At 45.6% G+C, this 13,346-nt stretch carries 9 protein-coding genes; 5 read left to right on the plus strand and 4 right to left on the minus strand.

The features are described from left to right. Positions 1-97 precede the first annotated feature (97 nt). Both L5M28_RS11910 and upp read right to left on the minus strand, forming a co-directional pair. The gene (locus L5M28_RS11910) at positions 98-1,513 is read right to left on the minus strand and encodes a GGDEF domain-containing protein (RefSeq protein ID WP_263203411.1); all 1,416 of its coding nucleotides are present in this window, start codon (positions 1,511-1,513) and stop codon (positions 98-100) included. Between the two features lie 254 nt (positions 1,514-1,767). Next, the gene (gene upp / locus L5M28_RS11915; protein ID WP_011789711.1) at positions 1,768-2,394 is read right to left on the minus strand and encodes a uracil phosphoribosyltransferase; all 627 of its coding nucleotides are present in this window, start codon (positions 2,392-2,394) and stop codon (positions 1,768-1,770) included. A gap of 330 nt (positions 2,395-2,724) precedes the next feature. Between upp and purM the strand changes: the two genes are divergently transcribed. The 5 genes from purM (at position 2,725) to asnB (ending at position 9,483) form a co-directional block, all read left to right on the plus strand. Continuing rightward, complete coding sequence (gene purM / locus L5M28_RS11920) at positions 2,725-3,762, plus strand: phosphoribosylformylglycinamidine cyclo-ligase (protein ID WP_028760356.1); 1,038 nt, start codon at positions 2,725-2,727, stop codon at positions 3,760-3,762. Next, positions 3,762-4,406 (plus strand): phosphoribosylglycinamide formyltransferase, encoded by a 645-nt coding sequence (gene purN / locus L5M28_RS11925; RefSeq protein WP_263203412.1) that lies wholly within the window; start codon positions 3,762-3,764, stop codon positions 4,404-4,406. Before purM ends, purN begins: the two co-directional genes overlap by 1 nt. Positions 4,407-4,564: 158 nt before the next feature. Continuing rightward, complete coding sequence (locus L5M28_RS11930) at positions 4,565-5,311, plus strand: HAD-IIA family hydrolase (RefSeq protein ID WP_028760358.1); 747 nt, start codon at positions 4,565-4,567, stop codon at positions 5,309-5,311. 232 nt (positions 5,312-5,543) lie between these two features. After that, complete coding sequence (locus L5M28_RS11935) at positions 5,544-7,220, plus strand: M28 family metallopeptidase (protein ID WP_263203413.1); 1,677 nt, start codon at positions 5,544-5,546, stop codon at positions 7,218-7,220. Positions 7,221-7,818: 598 nt separating this feature from the next. Next, positions 7,819-9,483, plus strand: coding sequence for an asparagine synthase B (gene asnB, locus L5M28_RS11940; protein WP_105252850.1), 1,665 nt, complete (start codon positions 7,819-7,821; stop codon positions 9,481-9,483). Between the two features lie 192 nt (positions 9,484-9,675). Here the strand turns inward: asnB and L5M28_RS11945 are convergent, their stop codons facing one another. Together L5M28_RS11945 and L5M28_RS11950 are read right to left on the minus strand one after the other, a co-directional pair. After that, positions 9,676-10,767 (minus strand): patatin family protein, encoded by a 1,092-nt coding sequence (locus tag L5M28_RS11945; RefSeq protein ID WP_263203415.1) that lies wholly within the window; start codon positions 10,765-10,767, stop codon positions 9,676-9,678. Positions 10,768-11,010: 243 nt separating this feature from the next. Next, positions 11,011-13,257 carry a TonB-dependent siderophore receptor gene (locus tag L5M28_RS11950; protein WP_263203425.1) on the minus strand — a complete coding sequence of 749 codons (2,247 nt, stop codon included), beginning with the start codon at positions 13,255-13,257 and terminating at the stop codon, positions 11,011-11,013. Between the last annotated feature and the right edge of the window lie 89 nt (positions 13,258-13,346).

Below are 13,346 nucleotides of genomic sequence, written 5' to 3' on the forward strand. Positions count from 1 at the left end.
TTTTTATCTCGGTATTCACTTTATTGCGGGCAGCAGGTTAACTCACTGATTCACTCGATAACTCACGTAATAATGAACGTAATAATGAACGTGATAATTAAGATGTCGGGTCAAGTTTGCGACTTCCTTGCTTATTCTTTTTATCCTCATATAACGCTTTATCCGCCGCTTGTAGCACTGCCTCAAAGGAAGCATAATCTTGCGAATCAGCCACACCGCAGGAGACTGTAAGCACATTTAAAAACTGCCGCTCTGCGACCGCCTGACGTAAATGTTCAGCCAACAATAAGGCCCGTTCAAAAGTACAATTGGCTAAGATAACGACAAACTCATCACCGCCGGTTCTGATTAACAAATCATTTTCTCGAAATACACTGCGCATCGCATCAACAATTTGCATGATCGCCATATCCCCGAGTTTATGCCCATAGGTATCATTAATGGTTTTGATTTTGTCGCCATCCACGCAGATCACCGCATAATGCCCCTTAGTTGCGACATCAAACAGTGTGGTCTCATAGACTTTCTTATTATAGGTTCGAGTAAAAGCATCCAATAACATCGCTTCACTAAACCGTTGACGCTCAGTACGAAGTTTCCTAAAACGATTGATATTAATTTGAACGAAGAAGATCACGATAGATAACAAAAACCACAGGGGCAAATTCCACACAATGAAACGAAATATACTGATTTTATATGTCAGTGAAGTCATGTTATCTAAATGATTTGTCATCGAATAAAACAAGAACTCCGGCGTCAGTTCAGCCCAAAGGCTATCTGTCGTGATCACCAACTCAGTACCATAATCCGTTTTCTGCAATTCAACATGTTTATTACGCATAAAAACCGACGTCATTAGAGCCGTGTCGGCAATAACATCACCGATGAAATGATTAGGATCATTAGATGATGAAATCGGTGATGCCATCGATAAAATGACTTTCCCACTGACTTCATCTTGATAAGGAATGGATAATACAATTCCATCGGCTAAGGACTCTGAAGTCGCGTCTTTCGCACAATAGTGCAGACTCTGACAAAACTCATTCGTTGAAGTACGGTCTTTAATCAGCCGCGTTTTTACGTCCTCAGGAATTGGGGAGGCAAAATACATGGCATCACTGCGATAGAGTCCCACATACAAGAATATATCTTCGACATTGGTCTTTTTACTGGATTTACTGGAATAGAGATAATCAAAATAGCGTAATACTTGCTCTTCTTCTGCGGAAAGCACTCCCCCTTGCGGCAGCATTAATCTGGAAGGGTCGAGTTGAAAAAGCGCTAAAGAGGATTTATTGAAATCAATAATATCGTGCAGAGATAAGCTTTTACCGAGCAGTTCAATATAACTCGGTGTAAGTTGCTCGTTTTTTACAAAAGACACAAAGGATTTATGCTCTCTATCGATTTTAAACGGTAATAGAATAAGCAGGAGTACGACAAACAAGAGGGTCGCAAATTCAAATGATCGACGCAATAATAACCAGTTGAGTGTCGAATTTCCCATAATTCCTCTTAATCCCTGTTCTACCGACAATGTACCTTGCACAAAACGTAAAGTGCGATCAATAAAATTGCAAAATAAGCCAATAAAAACAACTTCAATAACGAATTATTGTTTGCCTTAATCCTAAACTTTAGCAGCTTAAGATAAAGTTGTTATTACTGTATTGAACAAAAACAAAAAGGGAGCCTAGGCTCCCTTACTGACCACATCCGCTCAATTGAGCATCAGCAACTCTAATTCTTTAGCAACTTTGGCTATTTAGTACCAAAGATTTTATCGCCCGCATCACCCAGACCTGGCAGGATATAACCTTTCTCGTTTAAGCATCTATCGATAGCGGCAGTATATAATTCGATATCCGGATGCGCCGCTTCTAAGGCTTTAATGCCTTCAGGCGCAGCCACTAGCACTAAGGCCTTAATTGAAGTACAACCGCGCTTTTTCAATAAATCAACGGTCGCAATCATAGAACCACCAGTCGCGAGCATTGGGTCGACAACTAAGGCAATACGTTCGTTCATGTCGCTGGCCAGCTTCTCAAAATAAGGCACAGGCTCAAGGGTCTCTTCGTCACGGTAAATACCGACAACTGAGATACGCGCACTTGGAATGTGCTCAAGTACGCCGTCCATCATGCCCAAACCCGCACGCAAAATTGGCACGACAGTGACTTTTTTACCTTTGATTTGATCGACTTCAACCGGACCATTCCAGCCTTCAATCGTCACCGTTTCAGTTTCGAAATCTGCGGTAGCTTCATAGGTTAATAAACTACCCACTTCGGCGGCTAGTTCACGGAAACGTTTAGTGCTAATGTCACCTTCGCGCATTAAACCGATTTTGTGACGCACTAAAGGATGTTTAACCTCGACAACTTTCATTTTTCTCTCCTGCTTATTTTTCGGCGTATTATTTTAGGCAAATTTTTCAGATTCTAGTTGATTTGTTTACTAGGTAAAACAGAAAGTTTTGCCATTCGGTCTAATCGTGAGCTATCTCGCAAGAATAATCCCCAATCGTCTAAGATACCTACTGTGATTTACTATTTTGTGACCAAACTCAAGACCTCTAAAAATAGAATATCTCGCATTCAGACCAAAAAAACTCCGCCGAGGGGCATAAATCCAAATCATGACTTTCGACCCCTAGCACAAGCTGGTAGAATACCCCCGCATAAAATCCAATAACGATGTACCCGAGAGGATCCCTCCGTGAGCACACCTACCCCACTGAGCTATAAAGATGCCGGCGTTGATATTGATGCAGGTAATGCACTGGTAAGTAACATTAAAGCAGCCGTTAAACGTACCCGTCGTCCAGAAGTTATGGGCAACTTAGGTGGTTTTGGCGCCTTGTGTGAAATCCCCACTAAATACAAACAACCGGTTTTAGTGTCTGGCACCGATGGTGTTGGGACTAAATTACGTTTAGCTATCGACTATAAAAAACATGACACTGTCGGCATAGACTTAGTCGCCATGTGTGTGAACGATCTGATCGTTCAAGGCGCTGAGCCACTGTTTTTTCTCGATTACTACGCAACAGGCAAGCTCGATGTTGAAACGGCAACGTCCGTCGTCAACGGCATTGGCGAGGGTTGTTTCCAATCTGGTTGTGCGTTAATTGGCGGTGAAACCGCTGAAATGCCAGGCATGTATGAAGGTGAAGATTACGACCTAGCGGGTTTCTGCGTGGGTGTAGTTGAAAAAGCCGACATTATTGACGGTAGCAAAGTGGCAGCGGGTGATGCGCTTATCGCATTAGCCTCGAGCGGCCCTCATTCAAATGGTTACTCTTTAGTACGTAAAGTATTAGAAGTGAGCCAAGCAGACCCTCAGCTAGATCTCAACGGCAAACCGCTGATTGAACATCTACTTGAGCCAACCAAAATTTACGTAAAATCATTGCTCAAACTGATTGAAGCATCTGATGTCCATGCGATGGCGCACATTACTGGCGGCGGCTTCTGGGAAAACATCCCGCGCGTACTGCCAGATAATTTAAAAGCGGTTATCCAAGGCGATTCATGGCAATGGCCCGCTGTTTTCAGTTGGTTAATGGAAAATGGCAACATTGCAGAATACGAAATGTATCGCACCTTCAACTGTGGCGTCGGCATGTTAGTTGCGCTGCCAGCCGATAAAGTGGATGCAGCACTTGCATTACTGGCTGCAGAAGGCGAACAAGCATGGCTTATCGGTGCTATCGCACATCGTGAAGGCAATGAAGAGCAAGTGGAGATCCTGTAATGCCCCAGAGCTGTCGTGTAGTTGTATTAATTTCCGGAAATGGCAGTAACCTGCAAGCGGTTATCGACGGTTGCGATGATAATCTGCAGGCCGAAGTTGTCGGAGTCATCAGTAATAAACCCGATGCCTATGGCCTAGTGCGCGCCCATCATGGCGAAATTGATACCAGCTGCGTGATAGCTCACCAAGGTGAATCTCGCTCTGAATACGATGCACGTTTAATGACAGTGATTGAAAAGTATCAGCCCGATTTAATCGTGTTGGCGGGATTTATGCGGATCTTAACTGATGATTTCGTGAATCATTACCTAGGTCGCATGATCAATATTCATCCTTCGCTGCTACCTAAATACACTGGCTTAAACACCCATCAACGTGCCATAGACGCGAACGATAGCGAACATGGTGCCAGCGTGCATTTTGTCACGCCAGAGCTGGATGCAGGCCCGGTGATTTTACAGGCCAAAGTGCCTATTTATGAAGACGATACGGCGGATATGCTCGCCGCCCGCGTGCATGAGCAAGAACATGCCATTTATCCGCTCGTGGTGAAATGGTTTAGCCAGCAACGTCTTAACATGCAAAATGGCCAAGCCTATCTCGATGGCAACCTTATCGGCCCAAGCGGTTACGCGCCCGATTAGTTCCACTTGACCGTAAGTTGTACCAATCAAAAAATAGAGACCTTCGGGTCTCTATTTTTTTAACTATTTTCAACAAAAGCATTGTTTTCTTAGGCAATGTGGCATTAGATAACTTAACGAAAAAGTGATTTTTGATCGGCATGACAAGAGACTATTAGATGAAAAATATTATCTGCGATATCGATGGTGTACTACTGCACGACAATAAACTGATCCCCGGCAGCGACAAATTTATCCAGCGCATTTTAGAGCAAGGCAATCCGTTAGTAATATTGACTAACTATCCCGTACAAACGGGTAAGGATCTGCAAAACCGTTTAAGTGCCGCCGGTATTGATATTCCTGAAGAATGCTTTTACACCTCCGCCATGGCAACCGCCGACTTTTTAAAACACCAAGAAGGCAGCAAGGCCTATGTCATTGGCGAAGGCGCCCTCACCCACGAACTCTACAAAGCAGGCTTTACCATTACCGATATTAACCCCGATTTTGTGATTGTCGGTGAAACCCGCTCCTACAACTGGGAGATGATCCATAAAGCGGCAGGCTTTATCGCACGCGGCGCGCGCTTTATTGCCACTAACCCCGATACCCACGGTCCAGCCTACAGCCCTGCTTGTGGCGCACTCTGCTCACCCATCGAACGTATTACCGGTAAGAAACCTTTCTACGTGGGCAAACCGAGCGCTTGGATTATTCGCTCTGCACTTAATCATATCGATGGGCACTCGGAAGACACTGTCATCATAGGCGACAATATGCGTACCGATATTTTGGCGGGCTTCCAAGCAGGGCTTGAAACCATTCTGGTCACTAGCGGCGTGAGTAAGCTTGAAGATATCGACAAAGAGCCCTTCCGCCCGAACCATGTGTTTGCCTGCGCTGGCGATATCGACGTTGTTTAAACAGATGTCTAATCCTATGTCTAGCAATTCATCCTTGCCAGTCGCTTAAACATTACCTATGCAACACGCCCAGCCCAAAGGCGTATTGCATAGGGTAAAGCAACATTAAGTAACACATTCACCTTCTTCTCAGCCTTGTGGCTCGCAGCGGCTTGCTTCATGATAAGTCTCACTTCTGATTGATTAACAGAAATCTAAAATTCCTTAATTAAAACAACAGTAGGATTAACCTATGCGACGTCTGTATCCACTCTGTGCGCTGGCTATACTCAGTGCCTGTAGTCCGAATTCATCCCAACCCGATGACAACAGCACCTTGGCTGAACTCAAACCAGTGCAGTTTAATGAAGCGCGCTTTAGAAATGATATTAAAGCCCTGTCATCCGATGAATTTGAAGGTCGAGCACCGACCACTCACGGTGAAAAACTCACCTTGGACTATTTGACTAAAGCCTTTACAGAGATGGGACTCAAGGGCGCTTACCAAGGCAGCTTTTTGCAACCTGTGCCTATGGTGAGCTATACCGCAGATGAAGCGCAGCAAGTTACGCTGGCAGGATTACCCTTTAAATACCGAAAAGATCTAGTGCTCAGCAGTCGCCACGATAACGGTGGTATTAGTATTGAGAACGCACCATTAGTCTTCGTCGGCTATGGGGTGAACGCACCCGAATATGGTTGGAATGATTACCAAGATCTCGACATGAAAGGCAAAATCGCGGTGATCTTGGTGAACGATCCCGGCTTTGCTCGCCCTGACTCGGGTAAATTCAATGGCAAAGCCATGACCTATTACGGCCGCTGGAGCTACAAATTTGAAGAGGCCAGCCGTCAAGGCGCCCTTGGTGCACTGATCATCCATGATACTGAGCCCGCCTCTTATCCTTGGTCTGTGGTAGAAAATAGCTGGACTGGGCCACAACAAGATCTAGTGCTGAGTAAAGCAGAACAAGATAGTCGCATTCAAGTCGAAGGCTGGCTTACATTAGACGCAGCAACCCAACTTTTTGATAAATCTGGTTTATCACTGCCGAGCTTGATGGCGCGCGCTGCCGACAGCCCAATCAATGTCCCCCTTGAGCAAACGGCCAACATCGCCTTTAAAAATAAAGCCGAATACGCGAATAGCTACAACGTGGTCGCCACACTCCCCGGCAGCACACAAGCCGACGAGCAAATCCTCTACACCGCCCATTGGGATCACATAGGTAAAGACGAGACGAAAGCAGGCGATCAGATTTACAACGGTGCCATGGACAACGCCTCAGGCACTGCCGGCATTCTCGAAATCGCCAGACAATTAGCCGACAATGCGAAACAAGGCCACGGTTTAGCGCGCTCGGTCACCTTTATTGCCACCACAGGTGAAGAACAGGGCTTACTCGGTTCACGCTATTACGCCACTAATCCACTTTATCCTATCGACAAAACTGTGGCAGTATTAAACCTCGACAGCACCAATATCTACGGCAAAACCAGGGATTTTACGATTGTCGGCAAAGGTAAATCTGAGTTAGAAACCTACCTTATCGATGCGGCGAAACAACAAAACCGCATCGCCATGGGTGAGAAAAATCCCGCTTCGGGCGGTTTCTTCCGTTCAGATCATTTCAGCTTTGCCAAACTTGGCGTGCCAGCGGTATTTGCCGGCGGCGGTAGCGACCCCGTTGATGAGGCCACGGCTGCTTATAAAACTCAAATGCAAGCCACAATGAAAGGCTGCTATCACAATGTCTGCGATGAATACCGTGAAGACTGGGATTTGAGCGGCGCGCTGCAAGACTTGCAAATCTACTACCAAGTCACACGCACATTGGGCAACAGTAAAGATTGGCCGGGATACTATCAAGGCACAGAATTCAATAGCCTGCGCCCAGCCAAAACGACGCTGGTAACGGACGCAAAATAACAGGCTAAGTCAGTGGCTTCTTGCGAGAGGCCGCTGGGTTAGCCGTCTCTTATTGACGTCTGCTAGTCGCATCTGCGAAATAAAGCGCCAGCAGAATAGAGCGTCTCCTCCACCAGCCAAAGCGCCAAACAAGACCTACAAGCACGTGAACCATTCACGTGCTTTTTTGTTTTCAGCTCACAAAAAATGCGTTATCGCGAAATATCCATCCCACAACGCCATTATGAATAGGCTTATGCCATTGGTTGATGTCAAACTCGGCGCATTAATTGATTAAAAATAAAACACTTAAACGAGCCAACTCATTATTTATGGTCTTTTTTAACGGTTTTTCTGTCATCGACACTTTTTTAAAACTCATTGTGAATTCCCCAAAACCCCTCACACCAAATCAGACAATAAAAACAAATCATCAAAAATAACGCGAATTAAATGAATTATTATCAAATAAAACCATCAAACACAAACATCTAAATCAACAAAATTACCAATAAACAGATAAAACATCAAAAATAGTGTTTGGCAAAACGCTAAATAGCTGGCACATTAAACCTCAATTGAGACATCCTCAAATGACAGACAGTGTGGGAGTTGTACTATGTGTTCAATCTTTTCGATTTTAGATATCCAATCTGATGCCAAAGAACTGCGCCAAGTCGCGCTAGAAATGTCTAAGCTAATGCGCCACCGTGGCCCTGACTGGTCAGGTATTTATGCCAGTGATAAGGCAATTCTTGCCCACGAACGTTTAGCGATTGTTGACATTGAACACGGTGCTCAGCCGCTGCTGACTGAAGATGGCAGTTTGATCCTCGCGGTCAACGGCGAAATCTATAACCACAAAGAATTGAAAGCCCAGTTAGGCGATAAGTACAGCTATCAAACCAACTCTGACTGCGAAGTGATCTTGGCGCTGTATCAAGAATATGGCACTGAATTTCTTGATAAATTAAACGGTATCTTCGCCTTTGTGTTATATGACAAAGCCCAAGACAGATACCTTATCGGCCGCGATCACATGGGTATTATCCCGCTATACACAGGCCGTGACGCTGCGGGTAACTTCTATGTTGCCTCCGAAATGAAAGCCTTGATGCCAGTGTGTAAAACCGTAGAAGAATTCTTACCGGGCCAATATTTGTACTCAAGCGATGCCGCCGCGGTGAAATACTACACTCGCGATTGGCAAAGCTATGATGCGGTTAAAGATAACCCAGCCAGCCAAGAAGAATTGCGTGACGCATTAGAAGCGGCGGTCAAGCGCCAATTAATGTCAGACGTGCCCTATGGTGTGTTGCTGTCGGGCGGCTTAGATTCCTCGATCATTTCCGCCGTGACGCAAACCTTTGCTAAACGCCGCATTGAAGACGATGGCGAAACCAACGCTTGGTGGCCACAGTTACATTCCTTTGCCGTCGGCCTTGAAGGTGCGCCAGATTTAATCGCCGCCAAAAAGGTCGCCGAAGCGATTGGTACGATTCACCATGAGATCCATTTCACCTTCCAAGAAGGCTTAGATGCGATTAAAGAAGTGATCTATCACTTAGAAACCTACGATGTCACCACCATACGTGCTGCCACGCCAATGTATTTAATGGCGCGTAAAATCAAAGCGATGGGCATTAAAATGGTGTTATCGGGTGAAGGTGCTGACGAACTATTTGGCGGCTATTTATACTTCCATAAAGCGCCAAACGCACAGGCATTCCACGAGGAGTTAGTCCGCAAACTCGATAAACTGCATCTGTTCGATTGTCTGCGAGCCAACAAAGCCATGGCCGCTTGGGGATTAGAAGCTCGCGTGCCCTTCCTCGATAAAGAGTTTATGGATGTGGCGATGCGCATCAACCCTGAAGCGAAAATGTCTAAGGATGGCCGTATTGAGAAACACATTCTGCGTAAAGCCTTTGAGCATAAATTGCCAAAAGAAGTGGCGTGGCGTCAAAAGGAACAATTCAGTGACGGTGTGGGCTACTCTTGGATTGACGGTTTGAAAGAACAAGCGGCAGCGCGTGTGGATGATTTACAATTGGCGAACGCGAAATTCCGTTTCCCATACAACACGCCAGAAACCAAAGAAGCCTACTTCTATCGCTGCTTCTTTGAGGAACATTATCCACTGAGCGGCGCTGCAGAAACGGTTCCAGGTGGTAAATCCGTCGCCTGTTCAACGCCAGAAGCATTGGCTTGGGACGAAAGCTTACGCGGCATTATCGACCCATCGGGCCGAGCAGTACGCTCTGTACACACCTCAAGTTATTAATAGCCTAACGTTGAAGGACTAAGTTAGTAAACTGAGCTGATGAGCTAGATTAATCATATAAATTAATTAGATTGATGAACCGGTTAATACAGTCAACCACAAGCGCCCCCCTCGGGTGGCGCTTGTATTTTGATGCTTTTTACTTTTATTGCTTACTCGCGTACACAATGATGACTTAGTTAAAATACCAAACTAGGCCGACAGCGCACTGAATGGCTTGATTTGAGAGTGGGTTTGAGTGTAAGCGTTGGTTTGCACTTGAGTTTGAAAATAAGCATTACTCTGCGTCAACGCCATCGGATCTAAGCTTAAAAACTGCTTTCCAGCACTCAGCCCCGCATGATAATCATGGCGTAAATCCGCATCGGTACTGCCCAGCAATTTACTTTGCAAATTTTCAGCAGCAAAAATCTGCACTATCTCCACATCCTCTGGCGGATTAGCGATAAAATCCAATTCATCCTGATAGGCTTGTTCGTGCTGCACTAAGTAATCTATGGTTTTCGGGCAAAAGCCAGAAACACAAATCCAAGATTTTAATTTGTGAACCCAAGCCGATTGCGCTTGAAAATCCTCGCTCACAGTGCGGATCACCACAATTTTGCGGGCACCACGACGATAGGCCTCACGCACAGGTAAAGGCGCTGCTAAACCGCCGTCGAGATAAAAATCACTGTCAATACCTTCGCTTAATGCTGCGCTGTGATCAGAGGCGCCGTTATTACAGGCGTTGTCACTATTACAGGCGTTGTCACTCAGCCAAGGCGTGAGTTTCACCCCTTGTTTATACAAAAATGGTAATGCGCTAGAAGCTTTTAGCAATTCGCGCCACTGGCTTTTACTGCTTGGACTTAAAAAATAACCTTTGCGATCACTGGCATTAGTGGTGGTGATCAGTAACTGCCGATGACCGAGTGAAGCTGTCGCCGCGTTAAGATCTAATTTAAACATCCCTTGTCGAGTCTGCTCAAAATACCAATCTAAATCGACTACATTGCCGCCGACTAACCCGCGACCGAGTCGATAGAAGCGTTTATGGCGCGATAAACCGCGGATTAAGCGTTTGGCATACCCCTTTTGGCGGGCCAAAAAACTGCTGAGATTCTGTGAACCTGCTGAGGTACCGATAAATAAATCAAAGGGATCGAATCCGCCATCAAGCCAAGCATCGAGCACGCCTGCGGTGAATATACCGCGCTGACCACCACCTTCTGCAATCAGGGCCACCTGTGGGCTAGCGTTAGATTGAGTGTCTTTGGAGGCTAAGTGGCTGACGGCGTGCATAGGAAAACCTTATCGAATAATTCATATCAGGCGAGTCTAAACAAGCTGAATGAGAAAAGATAACGGATAGAAACTATCATCTTAATAGGTAAACACTATTAAGATGATAAGCCACACAAGGTTAATCCATGCTAAAGCCACGAATACAGACAGAGAGCTACGGCGGTTATTCGCGCAAGATTAACCCATTCGCTCCAGCTTGCTCATCATCCTTAACGAACAAGCTATTTTTACATCAATGCATTAAAACTTATGACTCAGTTCAAGCGTGATATTACGCGGCTCACCGGGGAAATGGCCATTACGCTCGCTAAAACCACTGACGGCATATTCTTTATCGAAGATATTTTTAAGATTTAAGCGAACTTGAGTTTGATCCCACTGGGTCGTCCAGCTCATGTCAAAAATCGTATGGGGCTTCACCGTTTGGCCATCGAGGCTGAACTGCTCGCCCACATAGTCCATACCAAAAGCAATTGCCGAATCGAGTGCATTGATATCGTAACGGGTCCATATCCCTGCTTGATGGCGCGGCGCATTGGCAAAGTGCTTACTATCAAACGTATTGGTTAAACTGTCGTTCGTTACCCCTTTAACCACTTCGGTCTCGTTATAGGCATAGTTTGCCGTGACGGTCAGGTTATCGGTTAAATCCCCCACCAGCGTCCATTCAAGGCCTTGACTGTGTACTTCACCCAAATTAAGTAAAGCGGGAATACCATCGTCATCACCAGTATCTAAAGGGTTAGCTTGGGCGACATTTTGTTTTTCAATGCGATACACAGCGAGCGTGGTCATAAACTGGCCATCAAGCCATTCATTTTTCATCCCAAGTTCAATTTGATTGCCCGTTTCTGGCTCGAGGAAACCATCACCAATATCTTCCGCTTGATTGGTTAAAGATGCTGGATTGAAGCTCTCTGAGTAATTCAAATAAAAGGACATTGAATCAATTGGGCGATAATTAAGCCCTGCTCTTGGCGTTATCGCGTTATCGCTGAAGGAGAAACCAGTCTTTTTATCATAATCATCAAACTGGCTAAAACGCAGACCAGCAATTAATGACCACTGTTCATTAAAGTGCAGATGTTCCTGTACATAAATGCCGTAACGGTTAGCGCGGGTACCATCGGTATTTTTATCCTTCAAGTTGTAACTATTAGGGTCGGTTTCACCATAGTTAAGGTCAAAAATATTCAAGTTACCAACACCATCCTTATCAGTCGCCAATTTGTACTGATATTCGGTTTCGACATAGTGATAGTCGCCGCCGAACAGGAATTCATGTTCAAAACCTAAAGCATCGAATGTATAGACAAAATCATTGGTTAAACTGATTTCATCATTAGCCCGTGCTTGAACTCGGTATTCACGCTTAATGGTGCCATCACCCATAATGGGCTTTTTATTGGCATCTAAGGTCGCCCAACCTCTCGATTCATGATATTGCTGCGTCGAATCATTATTCAGATAACGGATCTGAGTCTTGACCGAGAAATTATCGGTAAATTGATGATCGAGAATCGATTGCAGCACCAGTGCATCCATCTTCTGGAAGTCACTCTTCTCATTGGCATTATAGGAAGGTGCGACAAGGAAATTGCCCGCATCATCGACGGGAACACCGCGAAGTCGGTTACCGCCTAAATCCTGCTTAATAATATCGAAAGTGGTGGTGAGCTTAGTATCATCACTGATTTCGTAGAGTAACCCACCCGCCACTTCGGCATTTTGGCTATCGGCATTATTTCGAAAGCTATCTTCCTGCTGATAATAGGCGCCAAAGCGATAGGCAAGATTTTGGGTTAAGCCACCGGTGAAATCCAGCGAGCCGCCCATCATATCCTCGCTGCCCGTACTTAAGGTCAGCTCTTTACTCTCGACAAAGGTTGGTTTTTTAGTGACATAGTTGATCATGCCGCCGGGTTCACCGCCGCCATAAAGTGCGGATGCAGGACCTTTTAACACTTCAACCCGCTGCACATTAAAGAGTTGCGGCACAGAAAATCCCGAATAGGGATCGCCCCTTACCCCATCATAAAAAACGTTGGCATCGTCGCGGAAACCGCGAAAGGTCACGCCCGAATAACTAAACTCACTCACGCCCGCGATAGAGCGGTATAAATCGGTAATATTGCGCGCCGCTTGGTCGACGATTAACTGCTCGGTCAGCACTTGCACCGACTGCGGCAATTCCATCACATTAATCGCCGTCTTAGTGCCAACTGTCGTTTCTTTATCGACGTACATTTGCATTGCACGGCCATGGACAGCAATACGCTCAGGTGCTGCGAGTTTTATCTCCCCATCGGCTGCGGATTGAGTCGATGCAGGCCTGGGGACTGGTGAGCTCGTAGACAAGGTCTGCTGTGGGGCCTCTTTATCGAGTACAGTTTCAGCGGCGAATACCGACTGATGTTGAGCGAGTGCAAGTGCGATTAATGAGTAGGCAAAACGAGTCTTCACAGAATGTCCCCAGCGCGAGCGCATAAAAATGGCATAAACCAAAGGGTTTACAAATGTATTCAAACGAATTGGCCGTCATTATAAAGGATGATTTGCGAATGACAATAATTATC

This window comes from Shewanella sp. SW32 (assembly GCF_025653365.1).
In the GTDB taxonomy this organism is placed as follows: Bacteria; Pseudomonadota; Gammaproteobacteria; order Enterobacterales; family Shewanellaceae; genus Shewanella; species Shewanella oncorhynchi.